The organism is Nocardia sp. NPDC060255 (assembly GCF_042727395.1).
Lineage (GTDB): Bacteria > Actinomycetota > Actinomycetes > Mycobacteriales > Mycobacteriaceae > Nocardia.
This window is the reverse complement of sequence record NZ_JBHXAU010000034.1, coordinates 44,290-66,544: the sequence shown is the minus strand read 5'-3', so window position 1 is coordinate 66,544 and position 22,255 is coordinate 44,290. Positions and strand designations below refer to the sequence as shown.

The following is a 22,255-nucleotide window of genomic DNA, read 5'->3' as shown; positions in this document are numbered from 1 at the left end:
GTACACCCCTACAGGGGGTTAGCGGTGTTCACGTCGGGAACCTCATTCCCTTGGCGAATCACTGGTGGCTCAGTGGAACTGGACCTCTTCGGTCGAGCCCTTCAGCGCCGCGGTGGACGTGTTCGGGTCGACGGTGGTGGCGATGGTGTCGAAGTAGCCCGCACCGACCTCACGCTGGTGCTTGACCGCGGTGAAGCCACGCTCGGAAGCGGCCTTGAACTCGCGCTCCTGCAGGTCGACGAAGGCGGTCATGCCCTCGCGGGCGTAGCCGTAGGCCAGGTCGAACATGCCGTAGTTGAGCGAGTGGAAGCCGGCCAGGGTGATGAACTGGAACTTGAAGCCCATCGCGCCGAGCTCACGCTGGAACTTCGCGATGGTCGCGTCGTCCAGGTGGGCCTTCCAGTTGAAGGACGGCGAGCAGTTGTAGGCCAGCAGCTGGTCCGGGAACTCGCCACGGACGGACTCGGCGAACTTGCGCGCGACCTCGAGGTCCGGCACGCCGGTCTCCATCCAGATGAGGTCGGAGTACGGGGCGTAGGCCTTGGCCCGCGCGATGCAGGGGTCGATGCCGTTCTTCACACCGTAGAAGCCCTCGGCGGTCCGGGTGCCGTCCAGGAATTCCCGGTCGCGCTCGTCCACGTCGGAGGTGATCAGGGTGGCGGCCTCGGCGTCGGTGCGGGCGATGATCACCGACGGCACGTCGGCGACGTCGGCGGCCAGACGCGCGGAGGTCAGCGTGCGGATGTGCTGCTGGGTCGGGATCAGCACCTTGCCACCGAGGTGGCCGCACTTCTTCTCCGAGGCGAGCTGGTCTTCCCAGTGCACGCCCGCGGCGCCGGCCGCGATCATGGCCTTCTGCAGCTCGTAGGCGTTCAGCGCGCCACCGAAGCCGGCCTCGGCGTCGGCGACGATCGGGGCGAGCCAGTTCTTGACCGAGTCGTCACCCTCGACCTTGGCGATCTCGTCGGCGCGCAGCAGCGCGTTGTTGATGCGACGCACGACGGACGGGACCGAGTTGGCCGGGTAGAGGCTCTGGTCCGGGTAGGTGTGGCCGGACAGGTTCGCGTCACCGGCGACCTGCCAACCGGACAGGTAGATGGCCTTGAGGCCGGCGCGGACCTGCTGGACCGCCTGGTTGCCGGTGAGGGCGCCCAGCGAGTTGATGTAGTCCTCGTTGTTCACGAGATCCCAGAGGATCTCCGAACCGCGACGAGCGAGAGTTGCCTCTTCGACGACGGTGCCCTGGAGCTTCGACACCTGCTCGGCGGTGTAGTTACGGGTGACGCCCTTCCAGCGGGGGTTGGTGTCCCAGTCCTGCTGGATTTCCGCAGCGGTCTTCGGGGTGCCGGCGTTCGACATCTCTGACTCCACTTCCTCGTTTTAAGTCGATTGCCCCACGGCCGAGCGGTGAAACAGCTCGAACTGCTGGAGCGGCAATTTGCAGGCTTGCTAGGCCCATGGGGTGTACTTCCACACGATTGCACAATGCGAAATGGCCGTCTACCTGTTGCTAATGTGAATCTAAGCTAGGTTTCGATCCCGGTTTGCTAACTCTGCGAAATTTGCGAGCAAATTGCAAAGATGGAACCTACCGGCAAGTAGCCCTGACATGCGGTTTTAGCGTAACGCTCGTACTGTTAGAGATCAGCGGCATATCGGCTTGCCGCGCCGCCATCCATTCCGGGTTGTGAGGACGTTCACAAGTCCGGGCAGGTGCCGCCCGTGTGGCCTACGCCACCCACACGTGGGCGGCGGACACCGGTTCGGGCAGACTGGGTCGAATCTGAACTTGGACATGCGTCCGGCTTCCCCTCGGGAAGCCACGGCACCCACGTGCACCCGGACAGGAGATCCCATGCGGAAATCGGTCATCGCCGCCGCGTTCACCCTTGCCTGCACCGCAGGCCTACTGAATCTGCCCGTCGCGGCGGCCGCGCCCGTCGGCACGGTCGAATCGGTCGCGCCGCTGGCACCGGTTGCCACGCCACCGGGCGCGGTGGATTCGACCCGCATTCTGTACAGCTCGACGACGGCCAACGACGTGCCGACCACCGCGAGCGCGGCGGTCTACTTCCCGCCGGGCGCACCGCCGCCGGGCGGCTGGCCGGTCATCGCATGGGCGCACGGCACCGTCGGACTCGGCGACGACTGCGCGTACAGCATCGCCGGGCCGGGCGCGGTCGACCGCGACTGGGCGTACCTCGGCACCTGGCTACAGCAGGGGTATGCGATCGTGGCCGCCGATTACGCCGGGCTCGGGACGCCGGGTGAACATCCGTATCTCAATGGGATCGTCGAAGCGCACAACGTGGTCGACGCGGTAAAAGCCGCGACCCGGCAGTATTCGTCGCTGGCGAAGAAATGGGTGGTGGTCGGCCAATCGCAGGGTGGCGGCGCTGCCGTCTACACCGCGCGCTACGCCACCGAATTCGGTGGTCCGGAACTCGACTACCGCGGCGCGGTCGGCACCGGCGTACCGGCCTATATCGAGGACATTCTGGTGCCGCTCGGCCCGAATGTGCCGCCGGTGAAGCTCAGTCCGCACACCACAGGCTATGTGCTCTACATCCTCAACGGGCTGCGCACCACCTACCCGGAGCTGAACATCGACTCGTTCCTCACCGACGCGGGCCGCTCGTGGCTGGCCAAAGCGCGCGAGGAGTGCCTCGTTCCGCTCGGCGACGAGCTCGACGCGGCAGGCGTGGTGGTGGGCAACCTGTTCAGCAAGCCGCTGGCGCAGATCCCCGACCTGCACGGACTGCTCACCCGCTACCTCGGGCTGCCCGAATCCGGTTACGACAAGCCGCTGTTCATGGGCCAGGGTCTGCGCGACACCGACGTCATCACCCCGGAGACGCTGCGGTTCGCCGCGGTGCTGCGGGCGAACGGACAGCCCGTGCAGCTGCACACCTATCCCGAGGACCACAGCGGGACGGTCAACGCATCGCTGCCGGATTCGGTCCCGTTCGTGCGCAATCTGTTCTCCTGAGGCCGGGAGCGCGGCTCTCCTGAGGCCGGGAGCGCGGCCGGTCCCTCGCGACCGGCCGCGCATCAGGTCCAGCGTCGGCTCAGGGCCGCACCGGGTGGACCTTGCGCCAGTGTTCGGCGATGTCGATGCGGCGGGTGATCCACACCTGGTCGTGGGATTGGACATGGTCGAGGAAGCGTTCCAGCGCCGCGATCCTGGCCGGGCGGCCGACGATGCGGCAGTGCAGGCCGATCGACAGCATCTTCGGATTGCCTTCCGCGCCTTCGCGATACAGCACGTCGAAGGCGTCGCGCAGGTGGGCGAAGAACTGCTCGCCGGTGGGGAACCCGGCGGGCGAGGCGAAGCGCATATCGTTGGTGTCCAGGGTGTAGGGCACCACCAGGTGGTCTTGATCGTGCACGGTGACCCAGTACGGCAGGTCGTCGGCGTAGGAGTCGGAGTCGTAGACGAAGCCGCCGTGCTCGACCACCAGTTCGCGGGTGTTCGGTGAGTCGCGACCGGTGTACCAGCCCAGCGGCGCGGCGCCGGTGAGCTCGGTGAGCAGGCGCACCGCCTCGGCCAGGTCCGCGCGTTCGGTGTCGCGGTCGGTGAGCTGGTAGGACTTCCAGCGCAGGCCGTGACTGGCGATCTCGTGGCCGAGTTCGCGAAAAGCGGCTACCGCCTCCGGGTTTCGTTGCATGGCGTGCGCGACGGCGAAGATGGTCAGCGGCAGGTCGCGGCGTTCGAAGGCGCGCAGGACCCGCCAGAGTCCGGCGCGGGAGCCGTACTCGTAGAGCGACTCCATGCTCATGTGCCGGTTCGGAAAGGCTTGCGCCGGAGTCATTTCCGAGAGGAAGGTCTCCGAGGCCGGGTCGCCGTCGAGGACGTTGTTCTCGCCGCCCTCCTCGTAGTTCAGCACGAATTGCACGGCGATCCGCGCGCCACCGGGCCATTGCGGGTCGGGCGGGTGCTGGCCGTAGCCGATGAATTCGCGAGCGGGCTCGTACGGTTCAGTCATCCGCCGAGCTCCCCGTAGAGCCGCAGCCGGGCAAGGCCACCGTCGGGATAGATGTCGAGGCGGACCTCCTCCACCGAGGCCGCCATCGGCGCGATCGCGAACTGATGCCTGGTGTCGGGCAAAAGCTCGGTGCGCGGGAGCAATTCGAGCTCGGTGCCGTCGTTGGTGCGGCCGGTCAGCCGGGCGGCGCCCGGACTGTTGCCGAGGAAGTAGGAGGTGTCGATCTCGGCGAGCCGGATCAGCCCGGGTCCGGCGAGCCGGATCCGCACCCAGTCGTTGCCGTCGTCGCGGCGGCGGGCGGTCTCCCAGCCGTCGCCCATCCGCCGGGCCAGCCCGGGATACAGCAGCTGATTCGGTGAACTGTAGAAGCGGTTGGAGCAATCCAGCACCAGCGCACCGTTTTCCAGTGCGGCCAGGTCGAGTGGTCCGAGGCCGAGCAGGCGCGGATCGGGACTGCCCTCGCCGTGCACGCGAAGCCGCGCCACACCACCGTCGGGATGCATGGTGAGTTTGACGTGGGTCCATCGCCGTTCGCTCGCGACGCCGAACGGGTTCCGGCTGTCCCCGGTGACCGGCGCGTGATCGATCAGGGTCTCCCAATCGTCACGTGCGGCAATGCTTTCCGCCGTCGGATAGTTGACGACCTCCAACGCGGCCACCGAGACCGCGGGCGGGTAGTTGCCCTTGAACCAGGCGGTATCGACCACGACGCCACGGATCACGCCGGGTACGCCGAGCCGCACGATGGCGGAGTCGTCGCCGGGTCGGCCACGGTGCCTGCGGGTTTCCCAGCCGTCGTAGACCTGCCCCTTGTGCCCGAAGGTCGACGGCTGATACTCGGCCGGGCCCGGGTTGATCAAATTCTCCTTCTCCGCGAAGAATTCGTCGTCGGCCCAGATCACCGAGCCGCCGAGCGGGCGGACCGCGAGGTCGGGGAGCAGGGTGAACTCTTGCGGGTCGGTCACGACCGCACCTCCTGGGGAATCGGCGAACGGGTGACCAGCGCACGCAACACCGCCGGTGACAATTCGGGCGCGCGGGCCGCGAGGTCCTCGGCGGTGCGTGCGCCGCACTCCACGCCGCGTAAAACGGTGGACGCCAAGGCCTCCGCGGTGGCCGGTTCGTCCATGACGCCGCCCGATCGACGATCCAGGTAAGCCTGCAGTCGCGGCACGGCCACGTCGATCGCCTGCCGGAAGAAGTCGTAGGTCGCCAGCCAGCGGGTGATCAGATGGCCGGGATGCATGTCCCATCCTTGGTAGTAGCCGTGTTTCAGCGACCGGCTGACCAAGCGGTGGTGGTTGCGCAGCGCCGCTTCCGGTTCGGTGTCGGGCACGATCTGGGTGGAACCGTCGCACACCCACACGCCGGTCTGCGCCGCGGCGACCTGCATGACCGCCTTCGCGTAGTCCGCGGCCGGATGATCGAGGGCCTGGTCCGGCGCGGCGACACCGCACGCCGCGGTGTAGTCGTAGGTGCCGAAATGCAATGCGCTGCAGCGTCCGTCGGCCAGCCCGATCATGCGCGCGATCGGCGCGGTGCCATCGGCGGCGATGATCGCCTGCGGACTCTCGATCTGGAGCTCGAAGCGGAGCGTGCCCGCGGCGAGCCCGTAGCCGCTCTCCAGCCCTTCACACAGCGCCACCAACGCCGGAACCTGTTCCGCCGCACGGATCTTGGGGACGGTGAACACGAAACCCGCTGGTACGTCAACCATGGCCGCCAGCACCAGTTCGAGCGTGCGCAGCGTGCGGTTTCGCTCGCCGATCGCCAGGCCCTTGGTCCTGATGCCATAGCTCTGCGGGCGATACGGCGTGTACGCCCAGGTGGCCAGCACGGCACCCGCCGCGGTGGCCGCCTCGTCCTCCTCCGAGTCGGAGCGGAACCCGTAACCGTCCTCGAAGTCGATGCGCAGATCTTGGATCGGATCCTGCTCGAGGCGCTGGCGCACATCGGGCAGCGAGCCGGTCGAATCCAGCTCGGACAGCAGGTCGTAATGCCGGTCGAGCAGCTCGATCGCCGCGGCACCCCAGACGGGCGGCGTGTCCTCGCGAATCCGGTCGGCCGGGACATACGCCGTGTGAATCGGCTGTGCTCGTCCGTCCGGTCCCGGGTAGCGCGTGCGCAGCTCGGCATCGACGGCATCCAGCATCGCGTCGATACTGACCCGGACATCCTCCGGCAACCGTGTCACCGCTGGTCTCCTTCCTGCATGGACCGCCAGATCCGATCGGCGGTCATCGGCAGCCGATCCGGCCGCACCCCGACAGCATCCCGTATCGCGTTCGCCAGGGCGGGGGCGACCGGGTTGTACGGGGATTCACTCATCGACTTGGCGCCGAGCGGGCCGAACTCGTCGGCGGTGTCGGCGAAGTACACCTCGGTGCGCGGCACGTCGGCGAACTGCGGAATGTGGTAGTGCCGCAGCGACTGAGTGGTGACGACGCCGAGCTCGCTGCGCATGTCCTCGTACAGCGCCGTGCCGATGGCCTGCGCGACGCCACCCTCCACCTGGCCCCGGCACTGCACCGGATTGAGCACAGTGCCCGCGTCGGCGGCTTGGATCGACTGCAGAATGCGCAGTGAACCGGTGTCCTGATGCACGGCGACCCGGAAGGCGTGCACGTTGAAGCTCACCGATCGCGGCGTGCCCGAGTGCTCGCCGTGCGCGATCAGGTCGCCGTCGGCCAGCAGCTCGCGGACGCCGAATACCTGGTCGCCGCAACGAACTCCGCCGGACTCGAGCACACAGTCGCGCTCGGGCAGCCCCGCCAGCTTCGCCGCCCTGGCCAGCAGCAGCCTGCGCAATTCGAGCGCCGCCACGTAGGTTGCCTTGCCCGCCACCACGATTCCGGTGGAGCCGAACGCGCCGGTGTCGTGGCCGACCAGGTCGGTGTCGGATTGCCGGACCACGATGCGCGCCGCATCGGTCTCCAACGCCGACGCCGCGAGCTGGGCATGCACCGTGGTGGTGCCGTTGCCAAATTCCGCGGTGCCGACCCGGAGCTCGTACCGGCCGTCTGGCAACAGGGTGATGGTGGCGTCGGCCGCGTGCCCGCGCGGTGGGATGGTCGCGATCATCGCCACCGCCATGCCCGTGCCGACCCGCCATTCCGGCCCGGGAGCCGGTACCCCGTTGCCTCGCAACAATGCTCGTTCGGCCAGGTCGATGCACTGGTCGAGGCCGTAGCTGCCGAACGACAGGTCGCTCTCGTCCACCTCGGCGCCGACGAACTCGTCGCCGGGGACCACCACGTTGCGACGCCGGAATTCGAACGGGTCGAGGCCGAGCTCACGCGCGAGATCGTCCAGCGCGGACTCGATGCCGAAGATGACCTGGCCGAGCCCGTAGCCGCGGAAGGCGCCGGAGGGAATGTTGTTGGTGTACACCGCTTGCGCGTCGACCCGCTTGTTGGCGCAGCGGTAGACGCCGACCGACTCCCCGACGCCGTGGAACATCACGCCCGCGCTGTGATTGCCGTACGCGCCCGCGTCGGCGAGCACGTCGACCGCCAGCGCGGTCAGTATCCCGTTCGCATCCGCGCCCGCGGTCACCGCGACCCGCATCGGGTGACGGCAAGTGGCGGAGGCGAATTCGTCGGCCCTGGTGAATTCGTACTGCACCGGCCGCCCGGTCCGCAGCACCGCCAAGGCGATCAGATCCTCGGCCAGCATCTCCTGCTTGGCACCGAACCCGCCGCCGACCCGGGTGGCGAACACCCGCACCTGCTCGCGCCGCAGCCCGAACACCTGACACAGCTCGTCCCGCACCAGGAACGGCACCTGCGTGCTGCACCGGATGACCAGCCTGCCGTCCGCGTCGAGCCAGCCGACGCCGCCGTGTGTCTCCAGATGCACGTGCTGCCCGCGCGGCGAATGCCACACGCCGCGCACCACTTTCGCCGCCGCCGCGAGACCGGCCGCCACCGCGCCGACCTCGCCGTGTACCTCGGCGATCAGATTGCGCTCGACGTCCGCGATCCGCGCCGAATCCGGTTTCTCCCCATGCAGTTTCGGTGCGTCCGGCGCCAGCGCCGCGGCCGGTTCGAAGACAGCGGGCAACACCTCGTACTCGACCCGCAACGCCCGGCAACCCGCACGCGCGGCCGCCGAACTCTCCGCGACCACCGCGGCGACTCGCTGTCCCACGAAGCGCATCGTCCGATCGAGCACATAGGTGTCGTCCGGATCGTCCTCCCGCAATTCGTGCCGTGCGGTGGAAAACGCCACGTCCGGCGCATCCCGGTAGGTGAGCACCGCGTGCACACCGGGCAGCGCCTCGGCGGCTGTCGTATCGATGGACACGATGCGCGCGTGCGCGTGTGGACTGGGCAGCACCGCGAGGTGCAGCGAAGCGGTGGGTGGCGAAATCTCCGGTTCCCCGGGCGAACTCGCGAGAGTTCCACCTGTCAGGCCGTTCGCGTCCGTTTGCGCGGCGCCCGGTCGGATATCAAAGGTGAACGGCTCCATCCCGCGCACGATCCGCGGACCGGCAGGAGCACCAACGCCGCTGCCTGCTCGTCCGGCCACGGTAGTACCCGATCCGCCACTGCCCGAACGTGTTCCGGCGGAGACGCCACGCTCGATCGCACCGTCCCCTTCGGCAGCGTCGACTCGCTTACCGGCCAGCGCCTCGGCGATGGATCGATAACCGGTGCAGCGACAAAGATTTCCCTTCATCAGCTCTGCCAACTCGGCATCGGAGCGTTCTGCCGCAGCGAAAGCGCTCGGCGCCGCTACGTCGGCCGACGAGACAGCACCATCCGGCACAACGCCAGCGACCCGTGCCGCGGTGGCATCAGAATCCGATAGGTCCGCGCTATGCGCAGCATCGCCGCAGGACGCGGTCGCCGACCCACACGCGGAGGCACCGACCATTCCCGCCGCGTCGCCAGGCAGGTGCGCACCATCGGCGGCATCGTCACATCGCGCAGCCGCCGATCCGCGCACGAATGTTCCGCAGCCGAGGCCTGCGGCGGTCACTACCATTCCGGCTGTACAGAACCCACACTGGAAGGCGGCGTTCTCGACGAATCGGCGCTGGATCGGGTGGGGCTCCTCGGCGGTACCGAGCCCCGCTGCGGTGGTGATCGCGCGGTCGGCCGCCCGGTGGGCCGGGATGAGGCAGGAGTGCACGGTCATTCCGTCGAGCTGTACCGAACAGGCTCCGCAATCGCCTGTGTCGCAGCCCTTTTTGACAGACAGCGTGCCCTGTTCACGGAGCAAGGTGCGCAGGCACTGGCCTGCACGCGGTTCGGCTTCGATGGGACGACCATCGACTTCGAATTTCATAGTCGCTCCCGATCCGACGCGCGTAGCTCGGCGGCTACTTCGCGGGCGAGTACGCCGGTGACGTGTCGGCGCCAGTCGGGGCTGCCGTGTGGGTCGTCGAACCACAGCAGCGGATCTATCTCCGCGACCACCGCATCGATCTCGGCATCACTAGGCGCCGCAACGAAATCCAGCGCGATGGGCCGGTCGGTGGCGGCCGTAATGGTGACCGCACAGCGACCATCCGGATCGCGCCGCCCCATCACCACGGATCCGGACCGGCCGAGCGGCGCGAGCGCGACCTTCCGAAAGCTCGTGTGCGCCAGCAGACTCGAGGTCGGTACAGTGATCGAGCGCAATACCTCGCCAGGCAACAGCACATTGCGGCCGGGGCCGAGCACGAACTCCCGCAACGGAATCCGACGATCCACCCCATCCGGACCCCACACCAGCGCGACACCGTCGAGCGCGGTCAGCGCCGCGAGCACCGCACCGGCGGGCAGGGACAAACAGACGTTGCCGCCCACCGTCGCCGTCCGCCAGATCTTGTGCGACGCAAGCAATGCCCGGCATCCCTGCGCGAACAACCTTGTCCCCGGCCACTCGTCGCGCAGCACCGGCGCACCGAGCTCGCGCCCCGGCGCGGCACCGGCGAATTCGGCCAGCGTGCAGGTGGCCGCGATCGCCAGCCCGTCCGGCTCCTCGGTGAACGCGGGCCAGCCGAGTGCGGTGATATCGACCAGCCGGTCCAGATGATTCTGCGGCTCGGAAAAGAGAAAGGTCCCGCCCGCCAGCACCGCGCACGATGCACCGATCGCACCCAGGTCCGCCCGCTCCCGCGCCGGCACCACCTCCCGGATCGTGTCCAGGTCCACGTCTCACCTCACTCCGCTGCTCTGCGGTCACCCTAGAAGCGGGGAGTTGCCGCAATGTTGCGCAACAACCGCCCCAGATTTCGCGACCGTTACCCGGCCGGCCGCCGACCGGCCTATTCCACTCCTCGAATCGCCCCCCGGCACCCGACGTTGGTTCCGCCCGCCGCCCCGGTCAGAGGCGGCACTGTTCCAGTATCCCGCACGGGCTCTGAACTGGCCCAATGCCGATTCAATACCTGCCGGTCTATTTATGACCCGACCGCAGCGCCGACCCCGAAATCAGCGCGGCGACACCCGGCGGACGCAACACCCCTAGCTCCCGGTTCACGGCCCGCTCTCGACACGCGATCTCGAGCACGTCACACACTCGACAACCGGGCGGCTGCCGGATTAATGTCCATCGCGGCCCGCTCTGTGTGACATTTCCCACGCATACGCGGGCCATCCCTTACAGATGTGAGCCACCGTCGGCCCGCCCGTCGGCAGCCCATGTCCCGACGCGGAAGGGCCACCGATAAACGCCAACCAGCGGGCGGCGACCGCCGACCACGAGTTGCCAGCGCCCCGCTCCGAGGACGCACCGTCCTCCTGGATGATGACGGCGAACGATTTCCCGCTCACCGACCGCGACCTGCACGTCTTACGTCGCACCTTCCGGGACTACACCGAACTCGACCGCTGGCTGCCCGGCGGCGAGCAGTACCGCCGCCGGGCGTACCAGTGTTTCGACCTGGCGACGGCTCGTCTGGCCGAGGACGGACCGGACGCGCTCACCGCGATCAGCGAGCCACCGCCGTACGTGCAGTCGAAGCAGGTCAACCCCGTGGCGGGCGATATCGAACGCGCCTTCAAGCTGATCCCGCCCGATCATCCGGCGACCGAGCCGACCAGGCAGATCGCCACCGCGGTCGCCCGGCTGCTCGCGACCAACGGCGTGCTGTCCGCGGTCGGCACCCCGCATTGCCTCGTCGACGCCCACTACATGCGGCTCATCGCGCCGGGCCATCCGGCCCCGGAGGGCAAGCACCGCGACGGCCTGATCGCGGGCTCGGCACACCTGATCCAGCGGACCAACGTCACCGGCGGCGACTCCGCCCTCTACGATCGCTACGACCCGGAACGGGAGCTGTGCAGCTTCGTCCTCGAGCGGCCGCTCGATTCCTACGTCTTCGACGACGAGCGGGTCCTGCACTACACGACGACAATCACGGTGACCGATCCCGCCGAGGGCGCCGGGTTACGCGATGTCCTGCTGATCGGATTCAGAAAGCGTGAATAGTTCCACAACGACCTTTGTCGACCAGCTGCCCCGGCTGCTGCCCGACGACGAACTCGTGCAGCTCGCTGCCGGGCTCACCGCGGTACCCTCCTTCACCGGGCAGGAGACACCGCTGGCCTTTCATGTCCGAAATATTCTCGCCCGCAATGACATTCATTCATACCACCAAGAAGTTCAGCCCGGCCGATTACAGACGATCGCGCGCCTCGGCCCGGAGCACGGCACCCCCGCGCTGCTGCTCAACGGTCACCTCGACATGGATCCGCTCGGCCGGGACTATCCCGGCGAGCCGTTCAGCGCCCGTCGGGACGGCGACCGGCTGTACGGGGCGGGCCTGCACAACATGAAGAGTGGTCTCGCGGCCATCCTCGGCGCGGCGATCGCGGTGCGCCGCAGCGGGATCGCGCTGCATCGGCCGCTGCTGCTGGAGTTCGTCGTCGGCGAGCTACAAGGCGGGGTCGGCACCCGCCACGCCCTACGCAGCGGCCTCACCGCGGACGCCGCCGTTGTCCCCGAACCGTATTCGGTGCGCAGGGTGATCACGCGCACCGCGGGCGTGCACAAGTTCGCCATCGTGGTGCGCGGCACCACCGCACACACCAGCAGGCACCACGAGGGCGTCGACGCCGTCAGGGTCCTGCGCCGGGTCCTCGACCTGCTCGACGCCGCCGACCTCGGCCTGCACAATCCCGAATTCCCGCCGCTACCAAGGCTTCAGGTGGCCAGCCTGATCGCCGGACGCGGCGAGGGGCACGACCTGTCCGGGGTGAGCTACTGCTCGGACAAGGCCACCGCGCTCATCGATCTGCGCTACCCGCCGCCGTACGAGCCGCACCAGGTCGGCAAGGCCATCGACGAGGTATTGGACCGCGCCAGGGACGCGTTCCCGCAAGCGCGGATCGCCATGGAGCATCCGGTCGATCCGCAGTTCCGGGTCGGCGGCACCGATATGCCGCCGATGGACATGCCCGCCGACTGCTCGGTGGTCCGCGATATCGCCGAATTGCTGCCCCGGGTCTCGGATTTCCAGGTCGAGGAGACCGGGCTGGCACTGCCTTACTCCTACTGCGGCAACGACACCACCCACCTGAGCCGGGCAGGCATCGAGTGCTGCCTGTTCGGGCCCCGCGGCGATACACCTGACACCGAACACCATGTGCTGATCAGTGAAATGCGCGCCTGCGCGGACACTCTCGCACTGCTCGCCGCCCGCCGCTGCGGGTGAACTACCTTCCGCGAGTGCGCAGTTCGGCCCGCACCTGAGCCGCGAGCTGCAGCCCGATGCCGTCGTACAGTGCGAGCGCCTGCGTCAACAGTTCCTCGCCCTGCGCTGCGGAGCCCGTCGCCGTCTCGACGCCCGCCAGACTGCGCAGCGCGTCCGCCTGGCCCAGCGGATCGCTGATGCGGTGCGCGACGTCCATCGACTCGAGGTAATACCGTCGCGCGGCGTCGAATCGACCGAACTGCCGGTCGATATGCCCCAGCCCCCGCAGCGCGTCGACCTGTCCGAGCGGATCGTTGATCTCGACCGCGATGTCATAGGCCCGCTGGAACATCTCGCGCGCTTCGACGTAGTCCCCCGCTTTGCGCGCGAGATTGCCCAGCCCCCAAAGGGTCCAGCCCTCGCCGTAGCGATCGTGAATCCGGCGCGCGATCTCGAGCGCGTCGTCGAAGTTGCGCCGCGCGGTCTCGTGCTCGCCGACCAGCCGTTCGATGTGCCCGAGCCCGCGCAGCGCATCGCCCTCCAGCTTCTGATGATTGAGCCCCCTGGCGATCTCCAGCGCCTCGGCGTACCGGCGTTCGGCGCCCTCTGCGTCGCCGAGCCGCCGGATCACCTCCGCGAACCCCCACTGCGCGCTGGCGATCCGCACCGGGTCGTCGATGGCCTCCGCGATGGCGAGGGCCTGCGCCGAACAATTCCAGGCGGCGCGGTATTCGGACGAGGCGCGTTCGACGTGCGCGAGACCGTCCAGTGCGTCGCATTCGGTCGGCTGATCGTCGATATCCCTTGCGATACCGAGGGCTTCGCTGAAGTAGCGCCGCGCCGCCGCGTGGTCGCCGGTGACCCGCGCCGTCTGCCCCAGCTCGCACAGCACGGCCGCGTGACATTGCTGATCGCTCAGCTCGACGGCGATCTTGCGGGCCAGCCGGAACCCGGTGCACGCCTGCTCGTGTCGCCCGATCAGCCGATCGACCCGGCCCTGGCCCACCAGCACCCAGGCTCGGGCCCGCCGATCGCCGACTTCGGTGGCGATCTCCAATGCTCTTGCGTAGAGCCGCAAAGCCAGCGACCAGTGGCCGGTGCCGGACAGGTGCGAGGCCAGCCTGGTCGCCAATTCCGCCGCCGCCGAGGTGGGTTCGGCGTCGCGCAGGCAGCCGACCAGCAGCTCGCGCTCTCTGGTCAGCCAGGCCCTGGCCCGCGCCGTGTCGGCGGACGGATTCGAAAGGTGTTCGCTGCCTGCGGGATCGAAGAGCTGATGGATGCTGGCTCGGCGGGCCACCGCCAGACTGTCGTTGATCAGGCGGTCGATCACCGCCGCGTACTCCACCGCCGAGTCCTCCCGCTCGGCGTGCAGGCGCGCGCACAATCGGGTCAGGTCGTGCATCCGGTAGCGCGGGCCACCGGGGCCGCCGGGCGACGGATCCAGGAACCCCGCTTCGAACAGCCTGCGCACCAACATCTTCCCGTCGCGCAGCGGGACCGCCGCCATCGTCGCCATCGCCTCGGCGGTGATCTCCGGCCCGGGGAACCAGCCGAGCAGCCGGACGGCGCGCTGCTGCCCGGCATCGGGCAGGCGCTGATACGACATCTCGAACGCGGCCCGCAACGATTCGTCCTCGGCCGCGAACCGATCGAGTAGATGTTCGGCCGCCGAACCGTTGGTGTGATCCGCGGGTGCGTTTTTGATCCGTTCGGTGAGCTGCGCGATATCCGCCGCGCTGTCGGCCAGCATGGCCTCGCCGTGGTGCGCGATCTGCCCGCCGATCAGCCGGATGGCCAACGGCAGCCGCCCCGCGGTCTGCAGGATCTGGCGGACCGCGCCCCGGTCATAGCCGGGCCGCAGGTTACCCAGCTTGACCAGCAGTTCCTCGGCTTCGTCCCACTCCATCACGTCGAGGCGCAGCGGTGCCGCCTCGGCCAGGCCGGTGAGCTTGCTGCGGCTGGTGATCAGCACGAAGCAGCCGGGCGCCTGCGGCAGTAGGTGTTTCACCTGGGCGCTGTCGAGTGCGTTGTCGAACACGATCAGCATGCGACGCGGTCGCGTCGCGGTGCGCCAGCGGTCGGCCCGCCCGGCCAGGTCGGCGTCGATGGTCTCCCGGGGCACCCCGATCTGCAGCAGCAGTTGTTCGAGCACCTCGACCGGTTCGCGTGGCTCGCGTCCGAGGGTGTAGCCGTGCAGGTCGATCCAGAGGGTGCCGTCGGGATAGTGCTTGCCGAACACCGCGACCGCGTACCTGGCGAGCGCGGTCTTGCCGATCCCGGTGAGCCCGACGATGACGTGCACGGCCGCCGTCGCGTTCCGCAGATGCGCGGTAACGCGTTCGCGCAGTTGCGCTTTCGGGCCTTCCCGGCCGGTGAAGTGCGGCACCTCCGCGGGCAGGTCCCGACCGGCCCGCACCGGCTGGCGGCCGATCGATCGCCTGGCCACCGCCTCGTGATATTCCATCCGCTCGCGGTGCGGCATGTACGCCAGATCCGCGACGTCGACCAGCTGGTCCCAGGCCGTACCGTAAATGGCGGCAAGGTTTTTCAGCACCCGGATGGTCGGTCGGGCGCCGCTCGGGCGATGGTGCTCGTCGTCGGGATCGGCGCCGTCCCTGGCGAACGGCCACGCCTCGTACTCGGAGATCCGGCTGGCCTTCATCGCCGCCCGCGCGCTGTCGGTCACCTCGTTGTAGCGTTCCGCGACCGCCGCCTGGGTCAGTCCGTTGGCGTAGCGCCAGGCCGCCCGCGGCCGGTAGCCGCGCTGGCGCAGTTCCGCCGCCAGCGGTTCGAGCAACTGCAGTTCGGTTAATCCCAAGTCGGCCAACCGATCACGCAGCTGACGTCGTTGCTCGGCGGTCAGATTGCCGCCGGGACGCCATCGGCCGGTTCGGCCGGATCGATCCATCCCGCCACCCTCCCGCGCGCGATGGGTCCGGCGTAGCGGTGCGCCGGAACCGGAGAATCGAGACGCTGATTGTGATTAATTCCTTGGTATCAGCGCCGTTTTCCCAGGTCAAGTAATTGGGCCGACCCGATAAAACGCTACGCCCGCTGGGATCGCGCCGCGCCGGAAAGAGCTGGCACCATCGAGATAGTCGCCTGGACAATGTGACCGGGCGCTGCGGACGAAAGGGGGTCCGGCGATGGCGATCAGGGCCACCGACTGGCTGATCACAAGCGATGTCGCGCACGAGGCGGCGTTCCGGGTCGATCTGCCCGAGGCGGACCGGGGCAAGTGGGTGCTGTCCTACCTGCCGACCAATCGGCGACTGACCAGGAACCAGGCCTTGACCGGCATGGTGCTCGCCGAAATGATCCTGCTCGACCGGCTGCACCCGGCCGGTTTCGATCAGGAGATCGCGCACGTGCACGCGATGGAACTGGGCTTCACCCTGCACGACATCATGATCCTGCTGGCCCTGCGGGCACCTGAAGCGGCCGAGCCGGACGCACCCTGCGAGGTTTCCGACGATCGACTCAGGTCCACCCTGGCATTGATCCACGGCGCGGCGTCGTTCGCCGCATAGACCCGATCAGGTTGCCCAGGTCCGCTTTTCGATCACTCGGGCCGCGCTAACCCGCCTTGGCAACCAGCGCGGCCTGCGCCCGGGCCACCTGCGCCCCGACGGCGTTCTCGTCGACGGTACGCAGCCGACCGTCGCGAACGACCTCGCGCCCGTTCACGATCAGCGCCGCGAGGGGTGGCGCCGAACCGAGCACCAGCGCGGTCACCGGATCGTCGATGCCCGCGTGCGCCGGGGTGTCCAGCCGCCACAGCGCCAGGTCGGCGAGTTTGCCCGGCTCGATCGAGCCGATCTCGGCGGCGCGGCCGAGCACCCGCGCGCCGCCGATGGTGGCCAGCGCCAACGACGTTCGCACGGTCATCGCGCGCGGACCGCCCTTGTTGCGCGCGAAGAACAGGGCATTGCGCGGCTCCTCGATCATCGAGCTGGACTCGTTGCTCGCCGCGCCGTCCACCCCGAGCCCGACCGGCACACCGGCGTGCACCAGATCCGCGGTACGCGCGATACCCGCGCCGATCCGCGCGTTCGAGGTGGGGCAATGCGCCACTCCGGTACCGGTTTTCGCCATGGTCTCGATCGCGGAGTCGTCCAGGTGGATCGCGTGCGCCCACCAGACGTCCGCGCCGACCCAGCCGAGCCGCTCCATGTACTGCGCCGGGGTACAGCCGAATGTTTCGGCGCAGTAGTCCTGTTCGTCGATCGTCTCGGCGACGTGGGTGTGCAGTCGCACCCCCGACTCGCGTGCCAGCACGGCCGACTCGCGCAGCAGTTCCGGGGTCACCGAGAACGGCGAGCACGGGGCCAGCGCGATGCGCAGCATCGAGTCGAACGACGAATCATGGTGCCGGGCAATGGCAGTCGCGCTGTCGGCCAGGATGTCATCCAAGGTCTGCACCACGTGATCGGGTGGCAGCCCGCCCGAGCTGGCGCCGAGATCCATCGAGCCGCGGCACGGATGGAAGCGCAGGCCCACCTCGGCCGCCGCCGCGATCTCGGCGCCGAGCAGGTCCCCGCCCTCGCGCGGGAACACATAATGATGGTCCGTCGTGGTGGTGCAGCCGGTACGGGCCAGCGCGGCCAGCCCGCCGGTCGCCGCGATCCGCACCGCTTCCTCGTCGATGCCCGCCCAGATGGGATAGAGCGTGGTGAGCCACTCGAACAGCGTGTTGTCCGCGGCGAGACCCCGGGTGATCCACTGGTAGAGGTGGTGGTGCGTGTTCACCAGGCCGGGAGTCAGCAGACAGCCACGGCCGTCGATGCGATGCACCGGGCCATCGATGACAGGCGCCGCGCCCGCGCCGACGGCCTCGATCCTGTTGCCGCGCACCACCACATAGCCGTCGCGATATTCGGTGCCGACCGCGTCGACCGTCGCGACGGCACAGCCCTCGATGACTGTCACTGTGTCCATGCCGGCCCTGCCTCCGGTGCGTCGGCCCGCTGCACGGTCGCGTGGATCAGCCCGTACGGGCGGTCGGCGGCGTGGTACACCTCGCCGTTGTTCTCGATGCCGAAGCGGGCCAGGTCGTAGTCGAAGTGGTGCTTGTTCGGTGCGGCCAGCCGGATCTCGGCGAGCACCGGATAGGCCTCTAGCGCGGCCTTGCCCATCTCGAACAGCGTCTGCTGCAACGCCTTCGAGTGCTGCGTCGCGAACGTCTCGACCAACCGCGCCCGGATACCGGCGTACACCTCGTCCCAGGCGATGCCGGTGCTGCCCGCGAAACGCCATTCCACCACGAGCGAGGTGGCCAGCATCCGGTCGTGCGTCGGGGCCAGCACGGTGAATTCGTCGGTCAGGAAGTCGGCGAACTCCGAGCCGGTCGACTTCAGAATCGTCAGGTCCTTCACCCCGCCGATCACCCAGGCCTGCCGGTCGGCGCCCTTGCCCGCCACGGTGACCGCCGCGGTACGCACCTCGGGGCCCTGCCGGACCCAGGTGTAGTCGTGTTCGCGGCCGTCGACCGAAACCCGTTGCCAGGCATACTCGTCGATCTCGATCCGCGCGCTGGTCACCGGCTCGACGTCGTCGACGAAATGACCGGCCAGCGCCAGCGCGTAGTCCTCGATCGTTTGTAGCCCGGGCTGTTTCGCGTAGGCGTACGCGGTCTGCTTCTGCGTGTCGGTGGGTAGCACCTTGCGCTGATCACCGGCGATGTAGGCGTCGGCGAAATCGCCGCGCAGCACGGTGGACACGTTCACGTCGCGAATCTCGTGGCGCGCGTGCTGCCGCCAGATCCGGACGATCCGGTTCTCGGCCTTGCCGTATCGGTGGTCGGACAGCACGATCGGCCCGGTCAGTTCCATGCTTGGTTCAGCTCCCTCGATAGGTGGAAAAGGCAAAGGGCGACAGCAACAACGGGACGTGATAGTGCCGTTCCTCGGTGACCGCGAACGTCACGGAGACCTCGGGGTAGAAGGTGTCGACCTGTTGTCCGGCGAAGTATGGGCCGGTGGCGAACACCAGCCGATAGGTGCCCGCCGGAAGCGCACCGCCCAGCGCGCCGATCCGGCCGTCCGCGTCGGTCGTGCCCGAATCCAGTTGCTCGGCACCGCGATACAACGTCACCGCGACCTGTTGCGCGGGCGCGCCACGCACCGCGTCCAGCACGTGCGTGCTCAGTGAGCTCATCGGGCCGCCAGCAACGCCCGCAACCGGATTCGATTGATCTTCGCCAGTTCTGTTCGCATGACCCGCCTTTCGGTCTCGGCCTCGTTGCCGAGTCGTTCCTCGAGGATCGCGAGCAGCTCGCTGCCCGATCTGCCGCTCGCGCACACCAGATAGATATGACCGAACCGCGCCTCGTAGGCCCGGTTTCCGGCCGCGAGCGCCGACCGTACCGCGTCCTCGGCCGTGGCGACCCCGGCTTGCTCACGCGCCGAGGCCGCCGTGTCCGGTCGCTCGCCGATCCGCGGATGCCCGGCCAGCGCTCGGTCGATCTCGGATTCGGGCAACCCGGCCAGCACGGTGTCGGCCGCCTGCAGCAGCGCGTCGACGCTCGGGTACGGCCGCCCCGCCACCAGCGACCGCGCCCATTCGGGCGAAGAGCAACACGCGAGCAATGCCTCGGTGGCCGCGTCGTCCGGCATCGCGTCGAACCCGGCCAGGCCCGCCCCGTCGTCTGTCATCGGACCAGCATCGAATACGACCCGCCCGGCCGCCACCCGAAAGAGATAGATCACCCCCGGGCGTGTCGCCGCAACGAAACCGGCCGGGCAGGTCCGCGAGCGGCACTCTTCCGACACGCGCGGACAGCGGTTCCGGACTACCGTCGTCACCATGGCTGTACCCGATCGCCCGGCCGTCCCGCCCGTCTGCGCGGGCATCGTGCTCGCCGCGGGCGCCGGAACACGCTACGGACGGCCGAAAGCCCTGGCCGAGGGTGGTTCCTGGCTGCGCGGCGCGGTGGCCGCGCTGCGCGACGGCGGGTGCGATCCGGTGATCGTGGTGCTCGGCGCCACCGGCCCCGACCCGGCCCTGCTCGACCTCCCGGCCGGCGTCCACCACGTCTGGGCGGCGGACTGGGCCACCGGGCTCGCCGCGTCGGTCCGGGCCGGGCTCATCGCCGCCGCCCGCACCCCGGCGCGCTACGCCGCGATCATGCCGGTGGATACCCCGGACGTCGGCGCCGATGTGGTCGCCCGGGTCACGGCGGCGGCCTTCGCCGCACCCAGCGGTCTTGCCCGTGCTGTGTTCCACAACACACCGGGGCACCCCGTTGTGGTCGCTCACAAGCACTGGACCTCGATATGTCAGGAGGCCGTAGGAGATTCGGGCGCGCGCAACTATTTGTCACGTAGGGCAGATATGGTGTGCGTCACGTGCGACGATTTGGCGACGGGCGTCGATCGTGATTACCCGGCCTCGTCCGCACGCTGATCGGAGCGAGCTGATGCGGGACATCGTCGATGACCTACTGCGGGTTTGGCATTCCGGGCGGACCGGTGGGCTGGCCACCATAGTGCGCACCGGGGGCTCCGCGTCCCTGCCGATCGGCTCGGCGATGCTGGTCGATCCGGACGGCGGCGTCTACGGCGCGGTCACCGACGGCGGGCTCGAGGAAATCGCCTACGAGGCCGTCCTGCAGGCCGCTCGCACGGGCCGGCGGGCGATGCACCGCTACGGCGTGGCTACCGGCGCGGAAGGCGCGACGGACCGCGACGGCACCATGGACGTGTTCACTGAACCGTTCTCGCGCAGGCACTTTCCCGAGTTTCCCGTCGTCGCCGCGGAGATCGCGGCACATCGGCGGATCACCGTGTTCACCGTCGTATGGAACTCCGACGCGGACCTGATCGGCCAGCACCTGGTCACCGACAAGAAGCACGGCACCGAGCTGCTCGCGCTGCCGGATTCGGATGTGTTCGTCGCGTCGTTCGCCCCGCCGCCGCGGCTGATCATCTTCGGCGCCAACTCTTTCGCCGCGGCGCTGACCGTGCAGGCCAGGCTGCTCGGCTACCGCGTCACCATCTGCGACTCCCGCGAGAACTTCGCGATGCCGGAGAAGTTCCCCGGCGCCGAGGTGGTCGTCGACTGGCCGCACCGATACCTGAACACGCTGTCCTCGGCGGGCGAAATCGACGGCAGCACCGGCATTGTCGTCACCTCGCACGACCCGAAGTTCGAGATCCCGCTGCTCACCGTCGCGCTACGACTACCCGAGCTCGGTTACCTGGGCGCCATGGGTGCGCGCACCGTGCACACCCAGCGCATGGAAGACCTACGGGCGGGCGGCTTCACCGAAGCGACCCTGGCCCGCCTGCACTCCCCCGCCGGACTCGACCTGGGCGCGCGCACCGCCACCGAGATGGCCGTCGCGATCGCCGCCGAGCTGATTGCCGCCAAGACCGAGCAGTCCGGGCGGCACTCGCTGCACAACAGCACCCAGCCTTCGCTGAAAACCGTTGTCGGACTGAATAGTTAAGCCTTCAGCCCCGGGTTCTCCGCGTATACCTCGCGCAGCACCGACAGGTCGAACAGCTGATCGGCCTTGATATCGAGCTTGGCCGCCTTCAACGCGGTGATGTTCTGCTCGATCAGCGTGTCGGTCATGGTCAGCAGGCCGTTGGCGGTCGCGTCCGCGGAGGTGACCAGATCGTTCTGCGCCTGCGCCTCCTTCGTCTGCTCGGCCAGATCGAGCTTCTGATCCTTGCCGTACACCTCGACCGCGAGCCTGGCCGATTCGGCCGGGTTGGCCACCGCGTCCTTCCAGCCCTTGATCTCCGCGACGAGGAACGCCTTCAGCTTGTCCCGCTCCTTGTCGATGGTGGACTGCTTGACGGTGAGCGTCTCGGCCGTCAGCGGCAGGTTGTAGTCGGCGAACAGGAAGTGGGTGTTGGCGAATCCCTTGGCGGTCAAGGTGATCGGCTCGTTGGTCACGTAACTGACCCACCCGTCGACCTCGCCGTTGGCCAGCGGGGACGGATCGAACTGCGCGGGCACGATGGTGACATCGCTCGGCTTCAGGCCGTTCGCGGTGAGCAGGGCGTTGAAGATCAGCTGGTTGGTGTCCTGCACCCCGATCTTCTTGCCCTTCATGTCCTCGGGCGTCTTGATCGGCTTGGCGGCCGAGCTGACGATCGCGAAGGGGTTCTTCTGATAGGTGGTGGCGATGATCTTGCCGGGCAGCCCCTCCAGCACCGCCTTGGCGGTGGTCTGCGGGGCGGACAGGCCGAGCCAGACCTTTCCGGTGTCCAGCCCGGCCTCCACCGAGGTGCTGGCCGCACCGCCCGCGATGAGGTTGACCGAGCCGAAACCGGCTTCCTTGAAATAGCCCTTACTGTCCGCGAAGTACTCGCCGGCGAATTCGATGTTCTTCAGCCAGGACAGCTGCACCGCCACGGTGCCATATTTCGAGCCGTCCGCGGTGGAACCGCCCGACGAGTCGGAGGAACTGTCGCCGCAGGCGGCGAGCAGACCAGCACCGCCGAGGGCGGCACCGGCCAGCGCGGAGTAACGAAGGAGAGACCGTCGGTTCAGTGTCGGCCCGAACGAAGAGCGTTGCACGGGTGTCATGCGCCGAATCTAGGTCGATTGCGTTTCGTTTTCTTTACTTTGACGTTCCGGACATTGATTTGCTCGAATTTCGCCGCGTTTTCCGGGCAGAAAACCGGGC

18 protein-coding genes and 1 pseudogene are annotated in these 22,255 nt (G+C 68.5%); 6 read left to right on the top strand and 13 right to left on the bottom strand.

Features of this window, described 5'->3' with window-relative positions:
- Positions 1-69: 69 nt before the first annotated feature.
- On the bottom strand, positions 70-1,359 hold the full coding sequence (gene aceA, locus ACFWF1_RS39535) for an isocitrate lyase (RefSeq protein WP_379284417.1): 1,290 nt from the start codon (positions 1,357-1,359) through the stop codon (positions 70-72).
- A gap of 496 nt (positions 1,360-1,855) precedes the next feature.
- Here aceA and ACFWF1_RS39530 point away from each other — a divergent pair, with 496 nt between their 5' ends.
- The gene (locus ACFWF1_RS39530) at positions 1,856-2,989 is read left to right on the top strand and encodes a lipase family protein (protein WP_379284416.1); all 1,134 of its coding nucleotides are present in this window, start codon (positions 1,856-1,858) and stop codon (positions 2,987-2,989) included.
- A gap of 79 nt (positions 2,990-3,068) precedes the next feature.
- On the opposite strand, the gene puuE is transcribed toward ACFWF1_RS39530, so the two are convergent.
- From puuE to ACFWF1_RS39500, 6 genes and pseudogenes are all read right to left on the bottom strand, one after another.
- Positions 3,069-3,986: an allantoinase PuuE gene (gene puuE, locus ACFWF1_RS39525; protein WP_379284415.1), complete on the bottom strand. Its 918-nt coding sequence runs from the start codon at positions 3,984-3,986 to the stop codon at positions 3,069-3,071.
- The gene (gene alc, locus ACFWF1_RS39520; RefSeq protein WP_379284414.1) at positions 3,983-4,951 is read right to left on the bottom strand and encodes an allantoicase; all 969 of its coding nucleotides are present in this window, start codon (positions 4,949-4,951) and stop codon (positions 3,983-3,985) included. Before alc ends, puuE begins: the two co-directional genes overlap by 4 nt.
- Complete coding sequence (locus ACFWF1_RS39515) at positions 4,948-6,138, bottom strand: DUF6986 family protein (protein WP_379284479.1); 1,191 nt, start codon at positions 6,136-6,138, stop codon at positions 4,948-4,950. The genes alc and ACFWF1_RS39515 overlap by 4 nt, the downstream gene beginning before the upstream one ends.
- 38 nt (positions 6,139-6,176) lie before the next feature.
- Entirely contained in the window at positions 6,177-8,666 is a 2,490-nt protein-coding gene (locus ACFWF1_RS39510) for a molybdopterin cofactor-binding domain-containing protein (RefSeq protein WP_379322270.1), read from the bottom strand.
- Between the two features lie 342 nt (positions 8,667-9,008).
- Positions 9,009-9,278, bottom strand: a pseudogene (locus ACFWF1_RS39505) ((2Fe-2S)-binding protein); the annotation flags it as partial.
- Complete coding sequence (locus ACFWF1_RS39500) at positions 9,275-10,132, bottom strand: FAD binding domain-containing protein (protein ID WP_379284412.1); 858 nt, start codon at positions 10,130-10,132, stop codon at positions 9,275-9,277. The pseudogene ACFWF1_RS39505 and the gene ACFWF1_RS39500, both read right to left, overlap by 4 nt.
- Before the next feature lie 592 nt (positions 10,133-10,724).
- On the opposite strand from ACFWF1_RS39500, the gene ACFWF1_RS39495 reads away from it, so the two are divergent.
- Positions 10,725-11,411, top strand: coding sequence for a 2OG-Fe dioxygenase family protein (locus tag ACFWF1_RS39495; RefSeq protein WP_379284411.1), 687 nt, complete (start codon positions 10,725-10,727; stop codon positions 11,409-11,411).
- A complete protein-coding gene (locus tag ACFWF1_RS39490; protein WP_379284409.1) occupies positions 11,404-12,636 on the top strand; it encodes a M20 family metallopeptidase in 1,233 nt (410 codons plus the stop codon). The genes ACFWF1_RS39495 and ACFWF1_RS39490 overlap by 8 nt, the downstream gene beginning before the upstream one ends.
- Position 12,637: 1 nt before the next feature.
- Here ACFWF1_RS39490 and ACFWF1_RS39485 read toward each other — a convergent pair whose 3' ends face one another.
- A complete protein-coding gene (locus ACFWF1_RS39485) occupies positions 12,638-15,523 on the bottom strand; it encodes a tetratricopeptide repeat protein (RefSeq protein WP_379284408.1) in 2,886 nt (961 codons plus the stop codon).
- A 238-nt stretch (positions 15,524-15,761) separates the two neighbouring features.
- Between ACFWF1_RS39485 and ACFWF1_RS39480 the strand changes: the two genes are divergently transcribed.
- Complete coding sequence (locus ACFWF1_RS39480; protein ID WP_379284407.1) at positions 15,762-16,145, top strand: hypothetical protein; 384 nt, start codon at positions 15,762-15,764, stop codon at positions 16,143-16,145.
- Positions 16,146-16,191: 46 nt separating this feature from the next.
- Here ACFWF1_RS39480 and ACFWF1_RS39475 read toward each other — a convergent pair whose 3' ends face one another.
- Genes ACFWF1_RS39475 through uraD form a run of 4 tightly spaced genes read right to left on the bottom strand, consistent with a single transcriptional unit; the run spans position 16,192 to position 19,268 of the window.
- Positions 16,192-17,553, bottom strand: a complete 1,362-nt coding sequence (locus ACFWF1_RS39475) for an 8-oxoguanine deaminase (RefSeq protein ID WP_379284406.1) — start codon at positions 17,551-17,553, stop codon at positions 16,192-16,194.
- Positions 17,541-18,446, bottom strand: a complete 906-nt coding sequence (gene pucL, locus ACFWF1_RS39470) for a factor-independent urate hydroxylase (RefSeq protein ID WP_379284405.1) — start codon at positions 18,444-18,446, stop codon at positions 17,541-17,543. The genes ACFWF1_RS39475 and pucL overlap by 13 nt, the downstream gene beginning before the upstream one ends.
- Positions 18,447-18,453: 7 nt before the next feature.
- A complete protein-coding gene (gene uraH, locus ACFWF1_RS39465) occupies positions 18,454-18,771 on the bottom strand; it encodes a hydroxyisourate hydrolase (protein ID WP_379284404.1) in 318 nt (105 codons plus the stop codon).
- Positions 18,768-19,268: a 2-oxo-4-hydroxy-4-carboxy-5-ureidoimidazoline decarboxylase gene (gene uraD / locus ACFWF1_RS39460; RefSeq protein ID WP_379284403.1), complete on the bottom strand. Its 501-nt coding sequence runs from the start codon at positions 19,266-19,268 to the stop codon at positions 18,768-18,770. Before uraD ends, uraH begins: the two co-directional genes overlap by 4 nt.
- A gap of 151 nt (positions 19,269-19,419) precedes the next feature.
- Here uraD and ACFWF1_RS39455 point away from each other — a divergent pair, with 151 nt between their 5' ends.
- Positions 19,420-20,019: an NTP transferase domain-containing protein gene (locus tag ACFWF1_RS39455; RefSeq protein ID WP_379284402.1), complete on the top strand. Its 600-nt coding sequence runs from the start codon at positions 19,420-19,422 to the stop codon at positions 20,017-20,019.
- A gap of 13 nt (positions 20,020-20,032) precedes the next feature.
- The gene (locus tag ACFWF1_RS39450; protein ID WP_379284401.1) at positions 20,033-21,064 is read left to right on the top strand and encodes an XdhC family protein; all 1,032 of its coding nucleotides are present in this window, start codon (positions 20,033-20,035) and stop codon (positions 21,062-21,064) included.
- Here ACFWF1_RS39450 and ACFWF1_RS39445 read toward each other — a convergent pair.
- Complete coding sequence (locus ACFWF1_RS39445) at positions 21,061-22,155, bottom strand: ABC transporter substrate-binding protein (protein ID WP_379284400.1); 1,095 nt, start codon at positions 22,153-22,155, stop codon at positions 21,061-21,063. The genes ACFWF1_RS39450 and ACFWF1_RS39445 overlap by 4 nt on opposite strands.
- Positions 22,156-22,255 lie beyond the last annotated feature (100 nt).